At 70.1% G+C, this 25,108-nt stretch carries 22 protein-coding genes and 1 pseudogene; 10 read left to right on the plus strand and 13 right to left on the minus strand.

What is annotated here, in order from left to right; genetic code table 11:
• Nucleotides 1–93: 93 nt before the first annotated feature.
• A pseudogene (locus ABZ477_RS16450) lies at nt 94–324 on the plus strand (IS110 family transposase); the annotation flags it as partial.
• Here the strand turns inward: ABZ477_RS16450 and ABZ477_RS16455 are convergent.
• Both ABZ477_RS16455 and ABZ477_RS16460 read right to left on the minus strand, forming a co-directional pair.
• Nucleotides 285–1,130 carry an IS30 family transposase gene (locus ABZ477_RS16455; protein ID WP_360135390.1) on the minus strand — a complete coding sequence of 282 codons (846 nt, stop codon included), beginning with the start codon at nt 1,128–1,130 and terminating at the stop codon, nt 285–287. The pseudogene ABZ477_RS16450 and the gene ABZ477_RS16455 sit on opposite strands and share 40 nt — an antisense overlap.
• Nucleotides 1,131–1,299: 169 nt before the next feature.
• Nucleotides 1,300–2,898 (minus strand): ABC-F family ATP-binding cassette domain-containing protein, encoded by a 1,599-nt coding sequence (locus ABZ477_RS16460; protein ID WP_360135392.1) that lies wholly within the window; start codon nt 2,896–2,898, stop codon nt 1,300–1,302.
• Between the two features lie 125 nt (nt 2,899–3,023).
• Here ABZ477_RS16460 and ABZ477_RS16465 point away from each other — a divergent pair, with 125 nt between their 5' ends.
• Nucleotides 3,024–3,662, plus strand: a complete 639-nt coding sequence (locus tag ABZ477_RS16465; protein WP_360135394.1) for a biotin transporter BioY — start codon at nt 3,024–3,026, stop codon at nt 3,660–3,662.
• A 104-nt stretch (nt 3,663–3,766) separates the two neighbouring features.
• Here ABZ477_RS16465 and ABZ477_RS16470 read toward each other — a convergent pair whose 3' ends face one another.
• Complete coding sequence (locus ABZ477_RS16470; protein WP_360135396.1) at nt 3,767–4,783, minus strand: hypothetical protein; 1,017 nt, start codon at nt 4,781–4,783, stop codon at nt 3,767–3,769.
• A 252-nt stretch (nt 4,784–5,035) separates the two neighbouring features.
• Here ABZ477_RS16470 and ABZ477_RS16475 point away from each other — a divergent pair, with 252 nt between their 5' ends.
• From ABZ477_RS16475 to ABZ477_RS16495, 5 genes are read left to right on the plus strand one after another with little or no spacing between them, the layout of a single operon-like run.
• The gene (locus ABZ477_RS16475) at nt 5,036–6,073 is read left to right on the plus strand and encodes an iron-siderophore ABC transporter substrate-binding protein (protein ID WP_360135398.1); all 1,038 of its coding nucleotides are present in this window, start codon (nt 5,036–5,038) and stop codon (nt 6,071–6,073) included.
• Complete coding sequence (locus ABZ477_RS16480) at nt 6,070–7,116, plus strand: iron ABC transporter permease (protein WP_360135400.1); 1,047 nt, start codon at nt 6,070–6,072, stop codon at nt 7,114–7,116. Before ABZ477_RS16475 ends, ABZ477_RS16480 begins: the two co-directional genes overlap by 4 nt.
• Before the next feature lie 2 nt (nt 7,117–7,118).
• Complete coding sequence (locus ABZ477_RS16485) at nt 7,119–8,138, plus strand: iron chelate uptake ABC transporter family permease subunit (RefSeq protein ID WP_360135697.1); 1,020 nt, start codon at nt 7,119–7,121, stop codon at nt 8,136–8,138.
• The gene (locus ABZ477_RS16490; RefSeq protein WP_360135402.1) at nt 8,135–8,968 is read left to right on the plus strand and encodes an ABC transporter ATP-binding protein; all 834 of its coding nucleotides are present in this window, start codon (nt 8,135–8,137) and stop codon (nt 8,966–8,968) included. Before ABZ477_RS16485 ends, ABZ477_RS16490 begins: the two co-directional genes overlap by 4 nt.
• On the plus strand, nt 8,965–9,879 hold the full coding sequence (locus ABZ477_RS16495; RefSeq protein ID WP_360135404.1) for a siderophore-interacting protein: 915 nt from the start codon (nt 8,965–8,967) through the stop codon (nt 9,877–9,879). The genes ABZ477_RS16490 and ABZ477_RS16495 overlap by 4 nt, the downstream gene beginning before the upstream one ends.
• A gap of 17 nt (nt 9,880–9,896) precedes the next feature.
• Here the strand turns inward: ABZ477_RS16495 and ABZ477_RS16500 are convergent, their stop codons facing one another.
• The 8 genes from ABZ477_RS16500 to sufB form a co-directional block, all read right to left on the minus strand.
• A complete protein-coding gene (locus tag ABZ477_RS16500) occupies nt 9,897–11,261 on the minus strand; it encodes an MFS transporter (RefSeq protein ID WP_360135406.1) in 1,365 nt (454 codons plus the stop codon).
• The gene (locus tag ABZ477_RS16505; protein ID WP_360135408.1) at nt 11,258–12,418 is read right to left on the minus strand and encodes an aminotransferase class I/II-fold pyridoxal phosphate-dependent enzyme; all 1,161 of its coding nucleotides are present in this window, start codon (nt 12,416–12,418) and stop codon (nt 11,258–11,260) included. Before ABZ477_RS16505 ends, ABZ477_RS16500 begins: the two co-directional genes overlap by 4 nt.
• A 106-nt stretch (nt 12,419–12,524) precedes the next feature.
• On the minus strand, nt 12,525–14,117 hold the full coding sequence (locus ABZ477_RS16510) for a serine hydrolase (protein ID WP_360135410.1): 1,593 nt from the start codon (nt 14,115–14,117) through the stop codon (nt 12,525–12,527).
• 39 nt (nt 14,118–14,156) lie between these two features.
• Nucleotides 14,157–14,486 carry a metal-sulfur cluster assembly factor gene (locus tag ABZ477_RS16515; RefSeq protein WP_243075132.1) on the minus strand — a complete coding sequence of 110 codons (330 nt, stop codon included), beginning with the start codon at nt 14,484–14,486 and terminating at the stop codon, nt 14,157–14,159.
• Between the two features lie 10 nt (nt 14,487–14,496).
• Nucleotides 14,497–15,279 carry a Fe-S cluster assembly ATPase SufC gene (gene sufC / locus ABZ477_RS16520; RefSeq protein WP_360135413.1) on the minus strand — a complete coding sequence of 261 codons (783 nt, stop codon included), beginning with the start codon at nt 15,277–15,279 and terminating at the stop codon, nt 14,497–14,499.
• 19 nt (nt 15,280–15,298) lie between these two features.
• On the minus strand, nt 15,299–15,619 hold the full coding sequence (locus ABZ477_RS16525; protein WP_360135415.1) for a non-heme iron oxygenase ferredoxin subunit: 321 nt from the start codon (nt 15,617–15,619) through the stop codon (nt 15,299–15,301).
• Nucleotides 15,616–16,806 (minus strand): Fe-S cluster assembly protein SufD, encoded by a 1,191-nt coding sequence (gene sufD, locus ABZ477_RS16530; RefSeq protein ID WP_360135418.1) that lies wholly within the window; start codon nt 16,804–16,806, stop codon nt 15,616–15,618. Before sufD ends, ABZ477_RS16525 begins: the two co-directional genes overlap by 4 nt.
• A complete protein-coding gene (sufB, locus tag ABZ477_RS16535; protein WP_360135420.1) occupies nt 16,807–18,225 on the minus strand; it encodes a Fe-S cluster assembly protein SufB in 1,419 nt (472 codons plus the stop codon).
• A 253-nt stretch (nt 18,226–18,478) separates the two neighbouring features.
• Here sufB and ABZ477_RS16540 point away from each other — a divergent pair, with 253 nt between their 5' ends.
• Complete coding sequence (locus ABZ477_RS16540; protein ID WP_360135422.1) at nt 18,479–19,477, plus strand: COX15/CtaA family protein; 999 nt, start codon at nt 18,479–18,481, stop codon at nt 19,475–19,477.
• Here ABZ477_RS16540 and ABZ477_RS16545 read toward each other — a convergent pair.
• Together ABZ477_RS16545 and ABZ477_RS16550 are read right to left on the minus strand one after the other, a co-directional pair.
• A complete protein-coding gene (locus ABZ477_RS16545) occupies nt 19,449–20,876 on the minus strand; it encodes a glycoside hydrolase family 18 protein (protein WP_360135424.1) in 1,428 nt (475 codons plus the stop codon). The two genes, ABZ477_RS16540 and ABZ477_RS16545, sit on opposite strands and share 29 nt — an antisense overlap.
• 116 nt (nt 20,877–20,992) lie before the next feature.
• Complete coding sequence (locus ABZ477_RS16550) at nt 20,993–23,869, minus strand: AAA family ATPase (RefSeq protein WP_360135426.1); 2,877 nt, start codon at nt 23,867–23,869, stop codon at nt 20,993–20,995.
• Nucleotides 23,870–24,016: 147 nt separating this feature from the next.
• On the opposite strand from ABZ477_RS16550, the gene ABZ477_RS16555 reads away from it, so the two are divergent.
• Nucleotides 24,017–24,259, plus strand: a complete 243-nt coding sequence (locus ABZ477_RS16555) for a hypothetical protein (protein ID WP_360135428.1) — start codon at nt 24,017–24,019, stop codon at nt 24,257–24,259.
• 292 nt (nt 24,260–24,551) lie between these two features.
• Entirely contained in the window at nt 24,552–24,968 is a 417-nt protein-coding gene (locus tag ABZ477_RS16560) for a hypothetical protein (RefSeq protein WP_360135430.1), read from the plus strand.
• The last annotated feature ends 140 nt before the right edge of the window (nt 24,969–25,108 follow it).

Below are 25,108 nucleotides of genomic sequence, written 5' to 3' on the forward strand. Positions count from 1 at the left end.
CTCAGCCCCGCCGAGTTCGAAGACCTTCACACCGCCGCCGAAGTCGCGGCATGATCAACACACAAGAACCGTCCGGGAAACCGGGTCAGGCTCCCCCGACGCTTCAACCGGCGACTGCTGCGAACCTGCTACCTCGCCGCGCTATCGAGCCTGAAGAACAGTCCTTCGTCTCGCGCGTTCTACGATCGCAAACGCGCCGAAGGCAAGTCGCACAAGCAAGCGCTCATAGCCCTCGCGCGCCGCCGCATCAACGTGATCTGGGCGATGCTCCGCGACAGTACGGCCTACGCCGAACCCGCCGGCAGTCTCCCGATCGCGGCTTGACATCTCCATTGAGATTCCCAGTGTCCCGGGACGGCCCGGTCCTCGGCTTCCGCGGGCCGGTCTGTCAGCCGTGCGCCGTCCAGCCACGGCCGGGTGTCCCGGGGCGGCAGATTCGACCTCGGGATCCGCTGCGTGCGCCCCGAACGCAGCGCCTTCGTCACGACCAGCTCGGCACGCAGCGATCCCTTGCCCTGCACGTAGAGGGCTTGGTAGATCGTCTCGTGCGACACGTGCATCTCCGGCCGGTCGGGGAAGGTCAGCTGCAACCGGCCGGCGACCTCCCGCGGAGACCACCGGCCGTTCAACCCTGACACGACCTGCTCCCGCAGTATCGGGTCATCCAGCTTCCGTCGCCGCGTGCGCCGCCGCATCGCGACAGTCTGGTGATGCGCCACCCCGGCGTGATAACGACGCTCCCGCCCCGAGCGGTGTCGACCCAAACCGTCCTCGACGTGATGCCGACGAATCTCCCGGGACACCGTCGAAGGCGCCACACCCAGATGCGCCGCGATCCGCCGGACCGACCACCGCTCCGGCATCGCCATCGCCGTCTCGATCACCGCCCGATCCGCGAGCGTCAACCGTCGATACCGGCGGCCCGGCGTCGGCGGCGGATCCGCCATCGGCAACCGCTCGATACCACCACCCCGACGCGGAGCACGAAACGTCATGCCCACCAGACTCGCCCAGTCCAGCACCGTGCCGTCCGACACGCCCAGCGCATCAGCGACCTCGACCGCCGCATCCCCACGAAGCAACGCCGAGTAGCCCGCCGCACGAACCTCCCACGGAATCCTCTTCCCCACCTGCAACCTCCTCAAACCGAGGTGTTGCACTGGGAGTTAGAAACCGCCGATGCCGAGACCGGCGTTCGACGGAGATGAAGCGGGGGCGGTGGACCGCTGTCGGGCGAGCGTGACCGGTTTCGATACGCCGCGGCTGAAGCCGCGGCTACTCAACCACCGGACTTCTTGGTCACGCGAGCGTGACCAAGTCCGCGTAGTCGCGGCCCCAGATGTCCTCGACGCCGTCCGGGAGGATGAGGACCCGCTCGGGATTGAGCGCCTCGACGGCGCCCTCGTCGTGCGAGACGAGGACGACGGCGCCCTCGTAGTGCGCGAGGGCGCCGAGGATCTCCTCGCGTGAGGCGGGATCGAGGTTGTTCGTCGGCTCGTCGAGCAGCAGCATGTTGGCACTCGAGACGACGAGCGTCGCGAGCGAGAGCCGGGTCTTCTCGCCGCCCGAGAGCACCCCCGCGGGCTTGAGGACGTCATCGCCGGTGAACAGGAACGACCCGAGCACCTTGCGGGCCTCGGTCGCGTTGATGTCGGGGGCGGCCGACATCATGTTCTCGAGCACCGAGCGGTTGACGTCGAGGTTCTCGTGCTCCTGCGCGTAATAGCCGATCTTGAGGCCGTGGCCGGGCTCGAGCTGCCCCGTGTCGGGCTGGTCGACGCCCGCCAGGATGCGCAGCAGCGTCGTCTTGCCCGCGCCGTTCAGGCCCAGGATGACGACCTTCGACCCGCGGTCGATCGCGAGGTCGACATCCGTGAAGATCTCCAGCGAGCCGTACGACTTCGACAGGCCGGACGCCATGAGGGGCGTCTTGCCGCAGGGCGCGGGCTTGGGGAAGCGCAGCTTCGCGACGCGCTCCTCCTGGCGGACCTCATCCAGACCCGCGAGCATCTTCTCGGCGCGCGCGACCATCTGATGCGCGGCCGCCGCCTTCGACGCCTTGGCGCCGAACCGGGCGGCCTGCTGCTGCAGCACGGTCGCCTTCTTCTCGACGTTGGCGCGCTCCTTCTTGCGGCGCTCCTCATCGGCCACCCGCTGACGCAGGTAGTTCTTCCAGTTCATGTTGTAGACGTCGATGACCTGGCGATTGGCGTCGAGGTAGAAGACGCGGTTGACGGTCTCGCCGACGAGCTCGACGTCGTGCGAGATCACGATGAGCCCGCCCTTGTAGCCCTTGAGGAACTCGCGCAGCCACACGACGCTGTCGGCGTCGAGGTGGTTGGTCGGCTCGTCGAGGATCATCGTCTGTGCGTCCGAGAAGAGGATGCGGGCGAGCTCGATGCGGCGGCGCTGACCGCCCGACAGCGTCTTGAGGGGCTGGTCGAGGATGCGATCCGGGAGGGACAGGTTGTGGGCGATCGACGCCGCCTCGGCCTCGGCCGCATATCCGCCCAGCGCTTCGAAGCGCTCGGTGAGGTTGGCGTACTTGCGCATCGCGCGTGTCGCGACGGCTTCGTCATCGGACCCCATGGCGAGGGATGCCTCGTGCATCCCGATCGCGAGCGTGCCGAGGCCGCGGGCGTCCAGAATGCGCGTGCGCGCCATCATCTCGGGGTCGCCGGAGCGCGGATCCTGCGGCAGATACCCGAGCTCACCGGAGCGCTCGACCCTGCCGTCAGCGGGGATGACATCACCCGCGAGCACTTTCGTGAGGGTCGTCTTGCCGGCGCCGTTGCGGCCCACGAGTCCGATCTTGTCGCCGTCCGAGACGCGGAACGAGACGTCGGACATGAGCACGCGGGCGCCCACGCGGATCTCGAGATCGTGCACGGCGAGCACAGCGGACGTCCGTTTCCTTAGGTGGATGGGTGCAAAAGCGGCCGATGGCCAGCCCCCTAGTATAAGTCGCGACACCGCCCTTCCCCTTCCCGCGAGCCTCGCGAGAACCGAAGCCAAGGAGCTCCATGTCCGCCATCGCCGCCGCCCCGGGCCGCCGCCCCGTGCTCGCCGACCTCATCAGCCGCCCCTCCCGCCGCGCGTACGCGTTCGCCCTGGACGCGGGTCTCGTCGTCGCGGGCGCAGCGATCGTCGCGCTGCTCGCCCAGGTCGAGATCCCCCTGTGGCCCGTCCCGATCACGGGCCAGACGCTCGGCGTCATCGTCGTCGGAGCCGCGCTCGGCGCGTGGCGCGGCGCCATCGCGCTCACGACCTACATGCTCGTGGGCCTCGCGGGCCTCCCGGTCTTCGCGGGCTTCACCGGCACGGTCGCCGCGATCGGCAAGCCCAGCTTCGGCTTCATCATCGGCTTCATCGCGTCGGCCTTCGTCGCGGGCTGGTTCGCCGAGCGCGCCTGGGACCGCAAGCCCCTCCTCGCGTTCGCGGGCTTCGCCCTCGCGAGCGTCATGCCCTTCGTCTTCGGCGTGCCGTACCTCGCCTTCATCCTCAACTCGGTGATGGGCCTCGGCCTCACCTTCGGCGAGATCCTCGACGCGGGTCTGTGGCCCTTCATCGTGGGGGGCCTCATCAAGGCGGCCCTCGCGGCCCTCATCATCCCGGGCGCGTGGGCGCTCGTGCGGAAGGCGGACGCGAGCAAGAAGTCCTGATCGCGCTGCGCCGGCTCGACGAGCCGGCGCGCGGATGACACGACGAAGCCCCCGGTTCCCTCCCGGACCGGGGGCTTCGCGCGTGCCAGCGCAGCGAGCGAGGCTCAGAGAGCCGGGAGCTGCTTGCCGTTGACGAACAGCGCGACGGCGCCGAACGTCGGAGCACCGACGTTCTCCACCGGGTCGATGTACGTGATGTCACCCTCGGCAATGTCACCCTCGGTGACGTCGCCCTCGGTGACGTCACCGGCCGTGACCGCGCCGGGCGTGATCGCACCGTCGACGGCCACGCCATAAGTGAAGGTCTCGACGATGTCGGTGGCCTTCTCGTTGCCTCGGTCGCAGTCGCCAGGAGCCTCACCGGGCTCGTTCTGCCAGCCACCCCACGTCACGTCGCCGAAGGCGTAGTCGCCGAACTCGTACTCGCCGAAGACCCAGTCGCCGTCGTCCGACCAGGCGCCGTCCTCCGACCAACCGCCGAACTCCCAGTTGCCGAACTGCGTCGGCTCGTCCCAGCTAGGCGTGCTGGCCATGGTGGTCACGGAGTTCGTGACGCCCTTGATGTTCCAGCCGGTCCACTGACCGGTCTTGCGGGCCTTCGCGTCGATGTCAGCGTTGACGACACCTGCGACGACGCCGGAGCGGGTGCCCGTACGAACGCCGTCACGCGAGGCGTCGCGAACCGCGTCGCGCTTGGCGGTGCGGGAGCCGACGGCGGTGCCGGCGCGCACGCCGTCACGCGTGCCCTCGCGGTGGAACTGCTTGTTCTTGTTGTCAATCGTGCACGACAGGTCCCACGACACGGTCTGCGTGCCGGACTGCGTGGCCGACTGCGTGCCGCCCTGCACGCCCTTCTGCGTGCCGGCCTCCGTACCCGCCTGGGTGGCGGCCTGCGAGACGGCCTGCGAGACACCCTGCTTGCTGGTGAATGCCAGCGTGCCGTTGTCGACGGCCTTCTGCAGCGCTGCGTTGTTCAGGCCGAGCACGGTCTGGACCTCACCCTTCCCGATGAACCCTGTACCGGCCGGGGTCAGGGTGTAGGCGTTTGCGGCCGTCGTCGTGCACATCAGTGCGGCTGCGGCGAGCGCGGTTGCGGCCACCAGCTTGGTGGTGCGGTTCATGTGATCTCCTTCGATCGTAATAGGCGCGTCTTGATCGGGTAATCAAGGCTTGAGTGTGCAATAAGACGTCTCTATGCCGGAACTATCAAAAGAATAACCCCTGTCTAATCTTCCTCTCATGTTTCCCAGCAACCCCACAGGAACCGAAACATGACGACTCGGGTTGGCGCGCGAAGGATGTCCTAACTAAAGTAAGGCTGTCCTTACCGCGAGCCTCGAGCCCGCACACAGCATCGAAACCCGGAGAGTCCCGTGCCCCACACCCGTTCCGCCGCCGCCCTCGCCCTGACCGGGATCGCCGCCCTCGCTCTCGCCGGCTGCGCGGGCGCCGAGGCATCCGACGACACGACGAACGATGCGGCGGGTGCGGGCGTCTTCCCCGTGACGATCGAGCACGCCTACGGCGAGACGACGATCACCGAGAAGCCCGAGCGCATCGCCACCGTCGCGTGGGCCAACCACGAGGTGCCGCTCGCGCTCGGAGTCGTGCCGGTGGGAATGAGCAAGGCGACGTGGGGCGACGACGACAACGACGGCGTCCTCCCCTGGGTCGAGGACAAGCTCGAGGAGCTCGGCGCCGAGACGCCCGTGCTCTTCGACGAGACGGACGGCATCGACTTCGAGGCGGTCGCCGACACGGCGCCCGACGTCATCCTCGCCGCCTACTCGGGCCTTACGCAGGAGGAATACGACACGCTGTCGAAGATCGCGCCCGTCGTCGCCTACCCAGACGTCGCGTGGGGCACGTCCTACGAGGACATGATCCGTCTCGACTCCGAGGCCATCGGTCTGGCCGACGAGGGCGACCAGCTCATCGACGATCTCCACGCCGAGGTCGAAGCCGCGCTCGCCGACTACCCCGAGCTCGCCGGGTCTTCGCTGCTCTTCTCCTACATCGACCCGGCGGACTTCAGCCAGGTCGGCTTCTACACGAGCCACGACACCCGTCCGGGCTTCCTCGCGAGCCTCGGCCTCCCCCAGCCCGCCGTCGTCGAGGAGGAGTCGGCGAAGACCGACCTCTTCTACGTCACGGTGAGCGCCGAGGAGGCGGACCGGTTCGACGACGTCGACGTCTTCGTGACCTACGGCGAGGCCGACGGTGCGATCATCGACCAGCTGCAGGCCGACCCGCTCCTGTCCCAGATCCCCGCCATCGCGAGCGGCCAGATCGCGATCCTCGAGAACTCGACGCCGCTGGCCGCCTCGGCCAACCCGTCGCCCCTCTCGATCAGCTGGGGCATCGACGACTACTTCGCGCTCCTCGCGAGCGCTCTCGAGCCGGCCGCTTGAGCACGACGCTGACTCGCACGCCGCCGCCGAGCACCGCGACACTGCGGCGCTCGGCGGCGGTGCGACTCGCGTGGTTCGTCGCGTCGGCGATCCTGCTCGCGCTGCTGTGCGTCGCCTCCGTCGCTCTCGGCGTCCGCGCCGTGGGCGTGGGGGACATCCTCGCGGGTCTGTCCGGACACGTGACGACGGTCGAGGAGGCCGCCGTCGTTGCACGGATTCCCCGCACCGTCCTTGCGATCCTGGTCGGCGCCGCGCTCGCCCTCGCCGGCAGCGCGATGCAGGCCGTGACCCGCAATCCCCTCGCCGATCCCGGCATCCTCGGCGTCTCGGGCGGCGCGGCGCTCGCGGTCGTCATCGGCATCACGCTGTTCGGCGTCTCGGCGCCGTACCCGATGATGGGCTTCGCGATCGCGGGGGCCGCGGGCGCCGCCGTCTTCGTCTACGCCGTCGGCTCGATCGGCCGCGGCGGCGCGACGCCCCTCAAACTCGCGCTCGCGGGGGCCGCGGCATCCGCTGCCTTCATGTCGCTCGTGAGCGCGATCATGCTCCCCCGCGTCGATGTCATGGAGACCTTCCGCTTCTGGCAGATCGGCGGCGTCGGCGGCGCGACGTGGGACCGGATCGCCGCCGTGCTGCCCGTCCTCGCCGTCGGGGCCGTCATCTGCTTCGCGACCGCCCGCGGCATGAACTCGCTCGCACTCGGCGACGACGTCGCGGCGGGGCTCGGGGAGCACGTCGCCCGCACGCGCCTCATCTCGTCTGCGGGTGCCGTCATCCTCTGCGGCGCGGCCGTCGCCGTCGCGGGGCCCATCGCGTTCGTGGGCCTCGTCATCCCGCACCTCTGCCGCCTCCTCGTCGGCACCGACCACCGCTGGCTCCTGCCCTTCGCGGCGATCGCGGGGGCCGCGCTGCTGGTCGCCTCGGACGTCGTCGGCCGCGTCGTCGCGCGCCCCGAAGAGATCGAGGTCGGCATCGTGACGGCCTTCATCGGCGCCCCCTTCTTCATCTGGATCGTCCGCCGTCAGAAGGTGCGTGAACTGTGAGCGTGCAGACCGTCGTCACGGGCCGCCGCCGCCGCGTGCGCAGCCGCCGGAGCACGATCGCTGTGCTCGCGGTGCTCACGATCGCCGTCTTCGCGCTCTCGCTGATGATCGGGCAGACCTTCTACTCCCCTGCCGAGGTGCTGCAGGTGATCCTGGGCCAGACCGTGCCGGGCGCCTCGTTCACCGTCGGGGAACTGCGCCTGCCCCGCGCCACCCTGGGCCTCCTCGCCGGCTTCGCGTTCGGCATCGCGGGCGTCACCTTCCAGACGATGCTGCGCAATCCGCTCGCCTCGCCCGACATCATCGGGATCAACGCGGGCGCGAGCGCGGCGGCCGTCTTCGGCATCGTGCTGCTCGGCCTGGACGAGACCGCCGTGTCGTTCCTCGCGCTGGGCGGCGCGCTCCTGACGGCCGCGGCCATCTACCTCCTGTCGCACCGGGGCGGCTTCGCCGGCGCGCGGCTCATCCTCATCGGCATCGGCGTCGCCGCGATGCTCGACAGCGTCATCACGTACGTCCTCTCCAAGGCCGCCGCGTGGGACCTCCAGACGGCCATGCAGTGGCTCACCGGCAGCCTCAACGGCGCGACCTGGGGGGCCGTGATCCCCCTCGCGATCGCGTGCGCCGTCCTCGTCCCGACGATGCTCACGCAGAGCTCCGGTCTCGACATGCTCCGCCTCGGCGACGACACGGCAGCCAGCCTCGGCGTCAACGTCCCACGGACGCGCATCCTGCTCCTCGTCGCCGCCGTCGGCCTCCTCGCGTTCGCGACGGCGGCCACCGGGCCCATCGCGTTCCTGGCGTTCATGGCCGGGCCGATCGCCGCGCGTCTCGTGGGGCCCGGTGGATCACTCCTCGTGCCCGCGGGGCTGGTCGGGGCGCTGCTCGTCCTCGTCGCCGATCTCATCGGCCAGTTCGCCTTCGCGAACCGCTACCCCGTCGGCGTCGTCACGGGCGTCCTCGGCGCGCCGTACCTCGTCTACCTCCTCATCAGGACGAACCGCTCCGGAGGCTCGCTGTGACCGAACCCCATCTCCTGTCCGCGCAGTCGCTCACCCTCGCCTACGGCGAGCGCCCTGTCATCGAGGGCCTCGACCTGCAGCTCCCTCCCGGGCGCATCACCGCCATCGTGGGGGCGAACGGATGCGGCAAGTCGACGCTGCTGCGTGCGCTCGCCCGCCTCATCACCCCGCGGGCGGGGCAGGTCGTGCTGGACGGCAAGGACCTGCACAGCCGTCCGACGAAGGAGGTCGCGCGCACGCTCGGCCTCCTGCCGCAGAGCCCCATCGCACCTGAGGGCATCGCGGTCGCCGACCTCGTCGGCCGCGGACGCCACCCGCACCAGAAGCTGCTCGCCCGATGGAGCGCGAACGACTACGAGGTGGTCGCGCAGTCGCTCGAGGCGACTGGCACCGCCGACCTCGCCGACCGCTCCGTCGACGAACTGTCGGGCGGGCAGCGCCAGCGCGTGTGGATCGCGATGGCCCTCGCGCAGCAGACCGACATCCTGCTGCTCGACGAGCCCACGACGTTCCTCGACGTCGCGCACCAGATCGAGGTGCTCGACCTGCTCACCGACCTCAACCGCGAGCGCGGCACGACGATCGCCATGGTGCTGCACGACATCAACCTCGCCGCGCGCTACGCCGACCACGTGTTCGCGCTGCGCGGCGGCCGCCTCGTCGCCAGCGGCGCCCCCCGCGACGTCGTGACCGCAGACCTCATCCGCGAGGTCTTCGACCTCGACAGCCTCGTCGTCCCCGACCCCGTGTCGGGCTGCCCGATCGTCCTCCCCCGCGGTCGGCACCATGTCGCACCCGCCGAGCCCACCCCCGCAGGAGACCGCCGATGACCGCCACCGCCACCGCCTCTGCTCTCCGGTTCTTCCGCGCCCGCGTCGTCCGGATCACCGACCTCACGCCGAGCTTCCGGCGCTTCACGTTCGGCGGCGACGACCTCGCCGATTACGGCGACCCCGGATTCGACCAGCGCATCAAGGTCGTCTTCCCGACGGAGACGCTGGGGCTGGACGCCATGCCGCAGGGCGACGACTGGTACACCGACTGGCGCGAGCTGCCCGAGGACGAGCGCCCGCCGTTCCGCACCTACACGACGCGTCAGGTGCGCAACGACGTGGGCGAGGTCGACATCGACATGGTCGCGCACGACGTGCAGGGGCCCGCCTCGGCCTGGATCGCGGGCGCCTCCGTCGGCGACGAGGTCCTGATCCTCGCGCCGACGACGGCCCACCGCGGCATCAGCTACGGCATCGACTTCGTGCCGCCTGCCCACTCCGAGCAGATCCTCCTCGCCGGCGACGAGACCGCGGCCCCCGCGATCGCCGTGATCCTCGAGCAGCTGCCCCGCGATGCCCGCGGCACCGTCGTGCTCGAGGTGCCGCATCCCGACGACGTCGCCTACCTGCCGCAGCATCCCGGCTTCGACATCCGGGTGGGCGCGCGCGAGGACCGGCCCCGCCACAGCCATCTCGTGCCCGCCGTCCAGGAGGCGGCGGCAGTCCTCGCGCCCGCAGGGCGGGGCGCCGAGGTGTCCGAGATCGACATCGACCACGACATCCTGTGGGAGGTCCCGCGCACCGCGAAGGGCGGCGCGGCGCTCAAGAGCGCGCCGCTCTATTCGTGGCTCGCTGGCGAGGCGAGCGCCATCAAGTCGCTGCGCCGCCACCTCGTGACGGAGCAAGGCGTCGACCGCCGCGCCATCGCGTTCATGGGGTACTGGAGGCTCGGCAAGGCCGAGGTCTAGGACGCCACGGCGGGCGGCTACGGCCGCGCCTCGTGCGCGTGCCCGAGCCGCAGGCCCGGGACGAGCGCGAGGAGCGCGAGCGCGGCGGCGATGACGAAGACGGCGGGGAAACCGGCATCCGTCCCCGCGAGGGCCGTGAACGCGAGGCCCATGACGGCTATCGAGGTCGCCGACCCCACGGAATCCGAGATCGACAGCGCCGACGAGTTGAAGCCCTGGTTCTGCGGCGTGGAGTAGGCGAGCGTCAGCACCGTGAGCCGCGGGTACATGAGCCCCATGCCGGCACCGGCGAGCGCCCACCCGCCGATGACGACCGCGGGCGGCAGCAGCCACGCCGCCGTCGCTGCGGCGCTGAGGGTCGCGGCGCAGAGCAGGACGGTCCCGATCACCGCGATTCGCGTGTTGCCGATCCGGTCGCCGAACCGCCCCTGCAGGTCGGCGGCGACGGCCCACGCGAGCGCCGCGGCCGTGAGTCCGAGTCCCGCCCACGTCGGCGAGAAGCCGTACTCGTCGATGAGCAGGTACGGCACGTAGATCTCGGCGCCGAAGAGCGAGCCGGCGATGAGACCGCGCATGAGCACGACGCTCGGCAGGCCGCGTCCGGCCGTCAGGGTGCGCCGCGGCAGCAGCGGCCGTGCGGCGAAAGTTATGACGAGGACGGATGCCGCGACCACGAGTCCCGCGAACTGCCCGAGCTCTCCCGCCAGGCTCAGAGCCAGGGCTCCGACGGCGACGGCGACTGCGCACGCGAGGCGCGGGCCGATGGGGTCGGAGGACGGATGCTGCGTCTCCAGCGGCATCCCCCACAGGCGCGTCGCGACCATCGCGAACGCGACGACCGTGAGCGCCGCGACGCCGAGGAACACCCACCGCCAGTGGAGGTACTCCGCGACGGCTCCGGCCAGGAAGGGCCCGATGAGCGACGGCACGACCCACGCGGCCGAGAAGGCGGCGAACACGCGGCCGTGCAGCGCGGGCGGGAACACCCGGGCAACGACGACGTACAGCGCGACGGTCTGCCCGCCCGTCCCGAGCCCCTGCACGAGCCGCCCGACGACGAGGACGTCCATCGTCGGCGCCAGGCCCGCGACGACGAGGCCCGCGACGAAGAGTCCCACCGAGACAGTGAGCGGCCACACGGGTCCCGAGCGGTCGCTCCAGGCGCCGACGGCGACCATGCCGATGACGCTCGTGGCGAGCGTTCCCGAGAAGGCGATGGCGTACAGCGCCGCCCCGTCGAGGTCGTCGCTCACGACCGGCATCACCGTCGTGACCGCGAGCGACTGCATCGCGGCGAGGAAGATCAGGGCGACGGCGCCGATCGTCACCCAGATGTGCGCGGGATCCCAGATCGAGGACGCGCGCGTGGCCTCGGAGCTCACCTGCCGACGAGAGCGCCCACGCGCTCGATCGCCTCGCGGAGCATCTCGGGGGAACAGGCGAAGTTGATGCGGATGTGGCCCTTGCCCTCGTCTCCGAAGAGGGGCCCGTGGTGGAACGCGACGCGCGCCTTGCGGCGCAGCTCGGTCGCAGGGTTGTCGCCCCACCCGTACGCCGAGACGTCGACCCACGCGAGGAATCCGGCATCCGGAACCCTGTAGACCGCCTCGGGCAGGTGCTCCGCGAGGAGGTCCGCGAGGAGGCGGCGGTTGGCGTCGAGGGCGGCGAGGAGGCTGTCGAGCCACTCGTCGCTCTCGGGCGCGAAGGCGGCGTTGTTGGCGAGCGCGCCGAACAGTCCCGTGCGCCACTCGACCTCCCACGGAAGCGCCCGCAGGACCTTCGCCTGCTCAGCGGTCCCGCCGACCATGACGGCGCACTTGAGCCCCGCGAGGTTGTAGGTCTTGCTCGCGCTGGTGACGGCGTAGCCGACGCGGCGCGCCGTGTCCGAGACCGCGAGGAACGGCGTGAACGGCACCTCGCCGTGGGCGAGCGGGCCGTGGATCTCGTCCGAGATCACGGTCGCCCCGAAGCCCGCCGCGATGTCGGCGAGCGCCGCGAGGCTCTCCTTCGTGTGCACCGTCCCCGTGGGGTTGTGCGGGTTGCACAGCAGGACCGCCCGGGCGCCGCCGGCGAGGGCCGCCTCGATGCCGAGCAGGTCGAGCTCCCACCCCGCCTCGGACCGTGCGAGCGGCACGCGCTCGACGACGGCGCCGGCCTCCTCGACGGTGTCGAAGAACGGCGGGTAGACGGGCGTCGTCACGACGACGCGGTCACCGGGCGATGTCACGGCGCGCAGGATCTCGACGACGCCCATCATGACGTCGGCAGTCCAGAACACCGTCTCGGGGTCGACCGTCCAGCCGAACCGGCGCTCGGCGAACCCCACGAACGATTCGCGGATGCCGGGATCCGGCGGCGTGTACCCCGTGTCGCCCAGCTCGACGGCCCGCGCGAGGACGCGCGTGATCGCCGGTGCGAGCGCGTAGTCCATCTCGGCGACGAAGAATGGCAGGATGTCCTGCGGATACTTGCGCCACTTCGTGCTGGACCGCTGTCGCAGCTCATCGATCGGCAGGGCCTGGAGGGGGGTGACGCTCACCAGAAGAGCCTAACGAGGGTGCCGGATGCTGCCCTCCGGCGTGTTTCGCCGCGTTTCATCCCGACTGGACGCGCCGCACCGCGGCGCAGCCCGACGTCGCGCGGTGTCAGCGCTCGAACGTCCCGAGATGCTCCTTGTCGAAGTACTCGAGCACGAGCGCGTCGCCGTCAAACGTCGCCTGCGAGATGCTCCCCGGCAGCGCGTTCTCGCTCTCCGGCCGGAACACGAAGACATCGCCGTCCCAGTGCTCGAGCGGCCATCGGCCCGCGGGCCCCAGCCGGAGCTCGAGCGCGTCACCTGTCACCGACACCGTGGCGGGGCCGAAGTAGTCGTTCGCGTACTCGCCCTCGTACTCGGCGAGCGGCCGGGCAGGGTCTGGATCCGCCGGCGGCGCCTGGCCCACGAGCTCGCCCGAGGGCACGTTCATCCGCGCGAACACGCCGGTGAAGAGGTCGAGCCAGTTCCGGCGCTCCTGGCCGAACTGGGCGATGTCCATGAACCGGCTCGCGATGCCCTCGACGACCCCATTGGCGGAGGCGTTTGCGAGGACGATGACCCCGAGGCCCGCCGCGGGCAGCATCTTGACGATCGTGCCGGTGCCGAGGGCGAACGCGCCGGAGTGATTGACGTCGACCATCCCGCCGGCCGTCGTGCTGACGTTGAGGCCGTAGCCGTAGAAGCCCGACCGCGAGCCGAGGACCGGCGCGGGCGCCGACACCGATTGCGGCGACATGGCGGGCAGGAGCGTCGCCGAGTCGATGAACGTCTCGCCGTCTACCTCACCCTGGTTCAGCAGCATCCGCGTCCAGATCGCGAGGTCGGCGACGCTCGAGCTCACTCCGCCGGCCGGCGACTGCTCGTCGGGCTGCCGCTGATCCCGATTCACGATCCACTCGCCGTCGACCTCGACATGTCCGAGCGCGCGGTCCTCGCGCTGCTCGAGATCGGAGAAGCGCGAGCTCGTGGAGTCCATGCCGAGCGGCTCGTAGAGGAGCCGCTCAGACAGGTCGGCCCAGTCCTCGCCGGCCGCCTGCGCGACCGACTCCGCCGCCGTCGTGATGTCGAAGTTGCCGTAGTGGTACGTCGTGCGGAACGGCTCGAGCGGGATGTGCCGCAGCCGCTCGATGATCGTGTCGCGGTCGTACCCGATCTCCTCGAGCTCGTCGCCGGCGTGCTCGTAGAGTCCCGACCGGTGCGCGTACATGTCGCCGATCGTGACGTGCGACTCGACGTACGGGTCGGACAGCGCGAAGCCGTCGAGGTTGTCGGCGACGGGCGTGTCCCACGCGACGACGCCCTCGTCGATCAGTCGCGCGACGACCGTCATGCCGACCGACTTCGACACGGACGCGATCGCGAACACCGTGTCGGGATCGACGGGATCGCCCGTGTCGACGTCGCGGACGCCATAGCCCTGCGCGAAGCGGAGCTCGTCGCCGTACACGACGCCCACGGCGATGCCCGGCGTCCCCGTCGCGTCCATCGCGGCCTCCACGGATGCCGGGAGGTCCTCGATCGCCGCGTCGACGCGCGCCTGCGTCACGTGCGAGAGCGCATCGACGCCGGGGTTCTCATCGACGGGAGCGGATGCCGCGCTCGACGACGCGGCGGGCGCCGCCGGCATCGTGCACGCCGTGAGGCCGGCGACGGAGGCAGCCACGACAAGCAGGCCGGCACGCCGGCGGAACACCCCACCCATGTGCCGAGTGTGGCACATGGTCAGTGTTCGACGGCGGACCTAGATGGCGAAGCCGAGCGCGCGCATCATGTCGCGCCCGTCGTCGGTGATCCGCTCCGGTCCCCACGGCGGCATCCACACCCAGTTGATGCGGAACCGCTCCACGATGTCGTCGAGGGCCTGCGCCGTCTGCTCCTCGAGCACGTCGGTCAGCGGGCAGCCCGCCGACGTGAGCGTCATGTGGATGACGAGGGCATCGTTCTCGTCATCCCATGCGAGGTCGTATATGAGGCCGAGATCGACGACGTTGATCCCGAGCTCGGGATCCATGACGTCCTTCAGCGCTTCGGTGACCTCGTCGAACTTCTCGGGTGTGAGCGTCGCGGTCATATTCGCGATCCTACGCCTCGGCGTCGGCGGCGGCTCCGGCCAGCGGCTCGAGGAACCGGTCGTAGCCCTCGTTCTCGAGACGCTCGGCGAGCTCGGGGCCGCCCTCTTCGACGATGCGGCCCGCGACCATGACGTGGACGTAGTCGGGGTGGATGTAGCGGAGGATGCGCGTGTAGTGCGTGATGAGCAGCACGCCGAGGTTCGTCTCGCCCTTGGCGCGGTTGACGCCCTCCGACACGATCTTGAGTGCGTCGACGTCCAGGCCCGAGTCGGTCTCGTCGAGGACGGCGATCTTTGGCTTGAGGAGTTCGAGCTGGAGGATCTCGTGACGCTTCTTCTCGCCGCCGGAGAAGCCCTCGTTGACGTTGCGCTGCGCGAACTTGGAGTCCATGCGCAGGTGCTTCATGGCCTCCTTGACGTCCTTCGTCCACGTGCGGATCGAGGGCGCCTCGCCGTCGACCGCGGTTTTGGCCGTGCGCAGGAAGTTCGTGACGGTGACGCCCGGGATCTCCACGGGGTACTGCATCGCGAGGAAGAGGCCCGCGCGGGCGCGCTCGTCGACGGTCATCTCGAGGACGTCCTCGCCGTCGAGCGTGATGGAGCCGCTCGTCACGGTGTACTTCGGGTGGCCCGCGATCGTGTACGCGAGGGTCGACTTGCCCGAGCCGTTGGGGCCCATGATGGCGTGGGTCTGACCCGTCTGCACCGTCAGGGTCACGCCGTTGAGGATCGGCGTCGTGCCCTCGTCGGTCTCGACGGTGACATGGAGGTCTCGGATCTCGAGAACAGACATGGTTTCCTTCTCAGTTCGCTTACTTGGTCACGGCAGGGTCGATGAGCACGTCATCGCCCTCGATCGTGACGGCGTAGACCGGGACCGGCTCGTACGCGGGGAGGTTGAGGGGCTTGCCGGTGCGCAGCGAGAACGCCGAGCCGTGGGCCCAGCATTCGAGCGTGTCGCCGTCGACGAAGCCTTCGGAGAGCGAGATGTCGCCGTGCGTGCAGGTGTCGCCGATCGCGTGCACCTCGCCGTTCGAGTCCAGCACGACGGCCATCGGGACGCCGTCGACTTCGACGCGTCGCGCCGAGTCCTGCTCGAGCTCGCTGAGTGCACACACACGCGTGGCGGTCATGCCGCTGCTCCTTCCGCGAGCTCGCGCTCGATGGCCTCGGCGAGCTCCTGCTCGATCTGCGGCACGCCGATCTTCTGCACGATCTCGCTGAGGAATCCGATGACGACGAGGCGGCGGGCTTCGTCCTCCGTGATCCCGCGCGCCTGCAGGTAGAACAGCTGCTCGTCGTCGAACCGGCCCGTCGCGCTCGCGTGGCCGGCGCCGAGGATGTCGCCCGTCTCGATCTCGAGGTTCGGCACCGAGTCGGCGCGGGCGCCGTCCGTGAGGACGAGGTTGCGGTTTGCCTCGTACGAGTCGGTGCCGACAGCATCCGGTCCGATGAGGACGTCGCCGATCCAGACGCTGCGGGCGCCCGAACCCTGCAGGGCGCCCTTGTACAGGACGTCGCCCTTCGTGTGCTCGCCCTTGTGGTGGAGGTAGACCTGGCTCTCCAGGTGCTGCCCGGCGTCGGAGTACGACAGGCCGTACAGCTCGGCCTCGGAGCCGGGGCCGGCGAGCTCGATCGAGGGGTTGACACGGACCACGCCGCCGCCGAAGCTCACGACGATGTGCCGCAGGTACGCGTCCTTCTCGACGCGGGCCTGGTGCGACGAGAGGTGGATGGCGTCATCCGCCCATTCCTGCACCGAGATGACGGTCAGGCGAGCCCCGTCGCGGACGAGGATCTCGACGTTCTGCGCGTGCTGCGCCGTCCCGGTGTGACGGAAGACGACCGTCGCACGGGAGTTCGGGCCCGCCTCGACGACGACGTGCGCGTGCGCGAGACCGCCCGTGCCGGTGAGGTTGACCATGACGGGCTCATCGAGCTCGGCATCGGCGGCGATGCGCACGAGCGGAGCCTCGGGCTCCTGCGACCACGCGATCGCGCTCGGGAGGTCCTCGGGACGGAAGACCTCGCCGCGCGGTGCCGCGCCGTGCGGGAGGCGGGACTGCTCGACGCCCTCGGGCGCCTGGACGTCGACCTCGATCACGCCGTGCGGGCCGGCCACATCCTGGAACAGGGGGGCGAGCCGGTCGACGGGCGTGTAGCGCCAGTTGACCTCGCGCCCGGTCGGCACGCCGAAGTCGGCGGGGTGGTACGAGTGGGGGCGCTCGGAGCGGGTCTGGACGGGCACGAAGGCGCCGGCCCCGTCTGAGTGCGCTCGGGAACCCGGCACCACCTGAGGTGCCTCAGCAGTGGTCGTCATCTAGCCGACGGATCCTTCCATGCCCATCTCGATGAGCTTGTTCAGCTCGAGGGCGTACTCCATGGGCAATTCGCGCGCGATCGGCTCGATGAACCCGCGGACGATCATGGCCATCGCCTCGTCCTCGGGGAGCCCGCGCGACTGCAGGTAGAACAGCTGCTCTTCGCTGACCTTCGAGACGGTCGCCTCGTGGCCGAGCTGGACGTCGTCGACGCGGATGTCGATCGCCGGGTAGGTGTCCGAGCGCGAGATCGTGTCGACCAGCAGGGCGTCGCAGCGCACGGTGTTGGCCGAGTGGTGCGCGTTGGCGTCGACGCGGACCTCGCCGCGGTAGCCGGCGCGTCCGCCGCCGCGGGCGATCGACTTCGAGACGATCGACGACTGCGTGTACGGCGCCATGTGGATCATCTTGGCGCCGGCATCCTGGTGCTGACCCGGGCCCGCGAACGCGACCGAGAGGGTCTCGCCCTTCGCGTGCTCGCCCATCAGGAAGATCGACGGGTACTTCATCGTGACCTTGGACCCGATGTTGCCGTCGATCCACTCCATCGTCGCGCCCTCGTGGGCGACGGCGCGCTTCGTGACGAGGTTGTAGACGTTGTTCGACCAGTTCTGGATCGTCGTGTAGCGCACGCGCGCGTTCTTCTTCACGATGATCTCGACCACGGCCGAGTGCAGCGAGTCGCTCTTGTAGATCGGCGCCGTGCAGCCCTCGATGTAGTGGACGTACGAGTCCTCGTCGGCGATGATGAGCGTCCGCTCGAACTGGCCCATGTTCTCGGTGTTGATCCGGAAGTACGCCTGCAGCGGGATCTCGACGTGCACGCCCTTCGGGACGTAGACGAACGAGCCGCCCGACCACACCGCCGTGTTCAGCGCCGCGAACTTGTTGTCGCCGGCGGGGATGACGGTGCCGAAGTACTCCTCGAAGAACTCCGGGTGCTCCTTGAGAGCCGTGTCGGTGTCGAGGAAGATGACGCCCTGCGCCTCGAGGTCCTCGCGGATCTGGTGGTAGACGACCTCGGACTCGTACTGCGCGGCGACGCCGGCGACGAGCCGCTGGCGCTCGGCCTCGGGGATGCCGAGCCGCTCGTACGTGTTGCGGATGTCCTCGGGGAGGTCCTCCCACGACTGCGCCTGCTTCTCGGTCGAGCGCACGAAGTACTTGATGTTGTCGAAGTCGATCTCGCTGAGGTCGGCGCCCCACGTCGGCATCGGCTTGCGGCCGAACAGCTGCAGCCCCTTGAGCCGGTTCTTGAGCATCCACTCGGGTTCGCTCTTGAGGCCCGAGATGTCACGGACGACTGCTTCGGAGAGTCCGCGCCGCGCGCTGGCTCCGGCGGCGTCGGCGTCGTGCCATCCGAACTCGTACACCCCCAGCCCGTCGAGCTCGGGGCGATCGATCAGCACATCGGACATCGTCACACTCTCCTCATAGGCCGAAACGGTGTCATCCGCCCCGGCATTCCTGATCTTCCCTGGAGTTGGGGAAGGGGGATGCCGCTGCTGGGCCTTCATAATCGGCGCCGTCATGCGCGCCTAGACTGTCTGTGATGCGCGGCGCTCGCAGCGCGCGCGTTCAACCCCTCGATTCTACAGGTTCGCGTCGTCGCCCGGCGCGCGCGGGCCCCTGCCCGCGCTTCGTCGCGGGCTCGTCAGGAGGCGACATCCCATGTCCGCTCAGGAGAGCGCCCCCACCCGCCCGAGTCTTCCGCAGCGCCTGTGGAGCCGTCTGCCCGCGACGATCGGCCGCGGGACGCGTGTCCTCGCGTGGCTCGTGCTCATCAGCAACGTCGTGATCGTGGGAACCGGCGGACTCGTCCGGCTGACCGGCTCCGGCATGGGATGCCCGAACTGGCCGTACTGCACCGAGGGCTCGCTCGTGCCCACCGCCGAGCTGAGCTGGCACAGCCTCATCGAGTTCGGCAACCGCACGCTCACCGGCGTCCTCATCGTGATCGCGGCGCTGGCCTTCCTCTCGGTCGTCCGGCTGCGCGCCGAGCGGCCCGAGCTCTTCGCCCTCACGCTCGCGAACGGCCTCGGCATCATCCTGCAGGCCATCGTGGGCGGCGTCATCGTGTGGCTGCACCTGCCGCCGAGCCTCGTCGGCATCCACTTCGTCATCTCGGCGGCGCTCGTCGCGAACGCCGCCGCCTACATCTGCCGCGTGTACGGGGGCGCGGGTCCGCGCCGGCGCGCCGTGTCGCGCGGGTTCGCGATCCTCACGCATGTGACGAGCGCCGCCGTCGCCGTCACGGTGCTCATCGGCATCCTGCTCACTGGCGCCGGTCCCCACGCGGGCGACGACGCGGCGGCGCGCAACGGCCTGGACCCCGTCCTCTGGCAGCACCTCCACGCGTGGCCCGCGTACGTCCTGTTCGCCCTGACGCTCGTCCTCTTCGCCGCCTCGTGGCGCACTCCCCCGGCTCTGCGCCTGCGGCTGTGGACGGGCCTCCTCCTCGCCGTCGAGCTCGTCCAGATCGGCGTGGGTCTCTGGCAGGCCCGCACGGGGCTTCCCATCGTGCTCGTCAACATCCACATGGTGCTCGCCGTGAGCCTCGTCGCTGCGATGACGGCCGTCGTCATGCACCTGAAGACAGCGGATGCCTCGACCGAGGCGGCCGAGGCATCCGACGCTGCCGTCACTCCAGGATCGGTGCCAGCGCGCTGATCAGCGCTCCCGAGTCGGAGTCCTGGCTCAGCTCCCACGCCATCGCGCCGCGGAGTCCGAGCTTCTCGATGAGCGCCGTGCGCTCGCCGATCGAGGCGGGGCTCGAGTAGGCGATGAACGTCCGGACGGTCTCGGGACCTGTCGTCAGGTTCGGGTGCGACGCGGCGGCGCTGTACAGGTACGGCTCACCTGCGAGCTTGTTCCACCCCACCTGGTAGCCGTTGCCGCCCGTCCTGCCGTCCTCGCTCACGTAGCCTGCTTCCACGAGCGCGTGGAACGACGGCTGCACCGCGACATCCGCGACGAGCTGGTTCGGGTCCAGGCCGGTGTTGTCGAACGGCGTGTACAGGCCGTTGTTCTTGCTGCCGGTCCGCAGGTACTGCTGGCCGTAGAACGGCACGCCCACCACGATCTTGTTCGCCGGCACCCCGTTGGCCAGGTAGTACGCGACCGTGCCCACGGTGTTCCACGTGTGGTTCTTGGCGTTCGGGTCCTTCGGGTCCCGCGTGAACAAGGTGTTGTGCGCGACGACCGGGCTCGAAGCGACGTTGAAGTCGTACGTCATGATGTTCGCCCAGTCCAGGTGCTTCACGAACGCCTTGAGCTCGTAGTACCTGGTCGAGCTCGTCGCGGCGGGCAGCGCGGCCGTGAGGAGATAGTGCTTGCCCGTCGTCGCGCCGTAGGCGTCCAGCTGCTTGCGGAACTCGGCGGCCAGGAGCGTCGCGTTGCGCCGATCGGCGGGGCTCACGTTGTAGTTGCCGTCGGCGACGGCCGTCGGGTACTCCCAGTCGAGGTCGATGCCGTCGAAGATGCCCGCTGCAACCCCGAGCCCGCCCGCATCCTCGGGCCAGCCTCCCGTCGGCAGGTTGCCCTTGATGAACGTGTCGATGCACGCCGCCGCGAACTTCTGCCGCAGTTCGGCGGTCGAGGCGAGCGTCGAGAACCACTTCGACTTGGTCCAGCCGCCGAGCGAGATCTCCACCTTCAGGTGCGGATGCGCGGCCTTGAGCTTCTTGAGCTGGTTGAAGTTGCCGTACAGGTTCCCGTTGGCGCCGAAGTCGTCGGGCTGGCCGTCGACCGAGTTCTCGCCGCCCCAGTAGACCTGCTGGTAGTCGGCCCACGGGTCCAGGACGTTGCAGCCCACGTTCCCGGTCGCCGGGTCGTAGACGGCGTCGCCGAACGCGTACTGGATGACATTGAGCTTGTCTGCCGGGATGTCCTTGACGAAGTAGCCGCGGCCGTAGACGCTCCAGTCCGTGAAATACGCGCTCACGACCTTGTCGGGCGCATCGGGCTTCGGCGGCTTGGGCGGCGATGCCTGGGCCGGCGCCGCGACGGCGATGCCCGCCGTGACGAGCACGGCCGCGAGCACGGCTGCGGTTCTGCGAATCGAGGGCATGGGGGGATCCTCTCCACTGCTCTGTGGTACCGAACGTCCTCACAGTGGCGTGGATCCCGCTGTTTTGTCAACAGCATTTACTAATTGACCCTTACAAACCTCCTTCCGCGTCGCCATCAGGCATCCTGCGTCGTCATCGCGCGCTCGATGAAACCGGCGAGCTCGAGCCGATTGGCCGTCCCGGTCTTGTCGAGGAGGTGCGAGATGTGCGTGCTGACGGTCTTCTCACTGATGAAGAGCTCGCGGGCGATCTCTCCGTAGGTTCGTCCCGCGATGACGAGGGACAGGATGTCGCGCTCACGCGGCGTCACCGACACGACGGCCGCGAGCCGGTCGCCGTCGACCTGGGTGGGCTTGGCGAGCGCGATCCGCGCGCGACGAGCGAGCGCGCGGAGATCGGCGGCGATGGGAGCCGCGCCGAGGCGATCGGCGAGCTCGAGGCCGCGGCGCAGCTGGTCAGCTCCCCGCACCCGGTCCGCGTCGTGGACGAGCAGCGCTTCGGCCGCGTGCCGTCGGGCGTACGACTCCTCCCATGGCAGCTGGCCATCGACGAGTGCGTCGGCGGCCGCGATCCAGAGCTCGCCCTCGTCGGGAGCGGCGGTGCCGCGCGCGACCTCGGCCACGTAGAGCGCGGCCATCGCCGTCATCTGCAGCTCCAAGATCGGTTCGGACTGGCCGAAGTCGCGGATGATATCGGGATGCTCGGCCACGAGCACCGCGAGCTCCTCGAGCAGGGGCGAGTCGTCCTGACCGGCATCCCTCGTGAGGACGATCCGATCGGCGATCGCCCGCGCGGCCAGCGGGAGGAGCCACTCGCACATCGTCGGGGCGAGGCCCTCCGTGTCGATCCCGCGGCGAGCGGCCTCCAGGGCGCCGAGCGCGTCGCCCGCACCGAGCCGGACCTCCGCGCGGACCGCGTCGAGCTCGAACGCGGCGAATTCCCCACTCGTCCCGAGCAGCTCGTCGGCGCGAGCCAGGTGGGCCTCCGCCTCGGCCTGCCTCCCCTGCCACGTGGCGAAGCGTGCGGCGGTGAGCCGGGCGTGGACGTCGCCGAACGGGCCGGGGTCGGCTGCGAACGCCTCGCGAAGCCGGGCTGCGGTGATCTCCGGCCGACCAACGCAGAACCACGACATCGCCTCGTCTGCGGCGATCGTCGCGATGTAGACATGCGGAGCGCCGTCCTCCTGCATCTGGAGCCTGCGCATCGCGAGGCTCAGAGCGAACGTCTCCGACGACCACGTCTCCTGCGCGTTGCCCTCCCACAGGGTCGCGTGGAAGAAGGCCCACCAGTCCCTCGCCCGGCGCGCGGCATCCGCGGCCTCGGAGGCGAGGGCGAGAGCGGGCACACCCCCCTTCGCGACGATCCACTGCATCGCACTCGCTGTGAGGGCGTATGACAGCGTCCTGTCGTCATCCAGCCGGCGCGCGAGCCGCAGAGCCTCGTGCGCGTGCCGCACCGCCTCAGGGTCCTCGTGCCACGTCCCGGTCTGTGCCGCCTCCGCGAGTGCGAAAGCGTGGGCGCTCGAGCCCGGGGCCTTCTCAGCCACGGCGAGCGCCTGCTGCGCGTCTTCGAGGAGGAAGAACGACTTCCCGTTCGAGGCCCGCAGGTGGATCCGCCGCACCATGAGCCGGCCGAGCTCGGCGGGATCCGCGGTCGATCCCGGCTCCTCCAGAATCGCGATGAGCCGCTCGACGACGTCCAGCTCCTCCGCGAGCAGACCTGCTTCGGCGGCGGCGCGGATGCGGCGCCGCAGCATCATGAGGCGTTGCGCGTCGTCGGGCGCGACGACCTCGTCTGCGAGAGCGAGCATCTGCGCAGCATCCCGCCACGCACCCGACCGTTCCGCCGCGTCGGCGGCGCGCAGTGCGGAGGCCAGCGCCGCGGAGGGAGAGTCGCCGCGGCTCCTGTGCCTCGCGACGGCCGTCATCGTGGGCAGTTCGCTCCCTGGTCCCCGCGCCTCCAGGAACGTCGCGAAGGCCGCATGCAGGACCCGGCTCCGCTCCGCCGGCAGCGCCTCCTCCAGCACTTCGGGAGTCAGGGGATGCCGGAACCACACGGCACCCCCAGGTCTCCGCTCGACGATCCCCGCGTCGGCGGCCTCCGTCATCGCGCTCTCGGCTCCCTCGATCGACGCGGCGCGACCGAGGTCGGCGGGCGAGAGGGGCGCTCCCGCGACGGCCAGCGCCGAGGTCGCCTCGCGGGCTGTCGTCGACAGCTGCCGCCAGGCGCTGAGCACTGCCGCGCGGAGGTCTCGCGGCAGCTCGAGGTCGATCCGCCGCGCCGTGGGCGACAGCCCCTGCACGATCAGCCGGTTGAGGTACGGATTCCCGCCGCTGTGGCCGTGGACGTCGTCGACGAGCGTCGTGTGAGGCTCCGCTCCGAGCAGCGCGGCGATCTGCCGACCCGTCGCCTCATGGTCGAGTGGACCGAGCTCGACCTCGGTGACCCGCGGCAGTCGGCGGATGTCGGCGAGCCATCGCTGGAGCCGGTGTGCCTCGGCCACCTCCTCCGTGCGGATCGTCGCGACGATCGCGAGCCGGCGCCCGACAGGCCCGGCGATGAGGAAGGTCAGGATGTCGAGGGTGCCCTGATCCGCCCATTGCAGGTCGTCGAGCACCAGCGCGACGCTCCCCTCGGCGCACAGCCGCGTCAGCCAATCGTCGATCCGCACGAGCACGTCCCCGGTCGGCGCGTCCTCGGGGACTTCCGGCGCATCGAGCTCCGGCGGCGCGGACCTCAGGACGCTCCGCACGCCGAGCAGAGGCACGGCGATCGAGACGAGCGGCAGGCACGCGCCGAAGAGCAGGGTCGCGTCCGTCCGCTGCTGCGCGGCACGGCGAGCGAGGGAGGTCTTCCCCACGCCGACGAGCCCGGAGACGAGGATCGCCTGCGCCTCCCCCGCGGAGGCGCGGGCGAGCAGGTCGTCGAGGAGCTCCAGCTCGGGACCCCTCCCGAACAGGACGCCATCCGCGAGGGCCCCGCCGGCCGCCATGGCGTCATTCTGGCATCGCCTCGTCGGCGGAGTAAGGGCGTGCGCAGGCGGATCTCAGGGGTCGCTCCCGATGTGGCACCCCTGCCGCCGGCGGGACCGTGGACTCACCGGCCCCCGCCCCGGGGGGCCGAATCCTCGGGAGTCATCATGAACGCCAACAACCGCATCCGATTCGCCGCCCTCGCTGCCGGCGCCGCGCTGCTCGTCTCGCTGTCGGCGGCCCCAGCTGCCTTCGCCCGGCCCGAGCCGCAGCCTCCCAGCATCCCGGTGTCGGTCTACGGACCCTACCCTGCGCTCGAGCGCATCGGCACCCAGTTCGTCCGTGGCGACAACCTCACCGGAGCAGGTGTGTCCGCACCTGAGTGGATCCCCGAACAGGGCGCGCACTGAGATCCGGGGAGAGGTCCGCAGGCAGCGTTCACCGCTCCTGCGGACCTTCCTCTGCGTCCGAGTGCGCAGAGATCGACGGGTAGGGTGGGTGGTCGCTGTCCGCGTCCGATCCACCCGCCTGGCGGGCATTCCGAGCGGTCGAGCGGTGGCGCCGAGCGCCGCCGGGCTCCACCGCATCCCGCCGACTCATAGCGGATCCATGGGATCCGCAGAGCAGTCGCACGGATGCCGCAGCGAGACTGAACCGATCCCTGCGGCCGTTCGCGCCGCCATCTTGAAGGAGAAACCCCGCATGACTGCACGTCCCCGCCTGGTTCGCAGCATCCCGTTCTGGATCCTGCTCGCCGGCTCGCTCGCGAGCATCGCCGTCGGAGCGTGGCTCGTCGTCGACAAGCTGACGATCATGAACACGACGCTGCTGGACGGCACCGCGACGGGCGTCGAGGTCTACGGCGGCCAGTCGCTCATCACAGTGGGCGCCGCGCTCATCGGCGCGGGCCTCGTCGGCCTCGTCGCGACGCTGTTCCTCGGCGTCCTGAAGTCCTTCGTCCCGGCCGCTCCCGTCGAGGTCGTCGAGCCCATCGACTGGACCGCCGAGGAGCCCGCCGCTGTCGAGCCCGCCGAGCCCGTCGTCGCCGAGCCCGTCGCCGCCGAGCCCGTCGTCGAGGCGGAGCCGGTCGTGGACGAAGCAGCCCCCGCGACGCGCTGAGCTCAGCCAATTCCAGATTTTCGGGCCCCGGCGCACAGCCGGGGCCCGTTGTGTCTCACCACAACGTCGCCGATCGCCACAACGCCGGACTCCAGGATCCCGATCCTCGTGACGAAGCGGTTATCGGCGACATTGCGGTT

It is taken from the genome of Microbacterium sp. NPDC019599, from assembly GCF_040632175.1.
GTDB lineage: Bacteria > Actinomycetota > Actinomycetes > Actinomycetales > Microbacteriaceae > Microbacterium.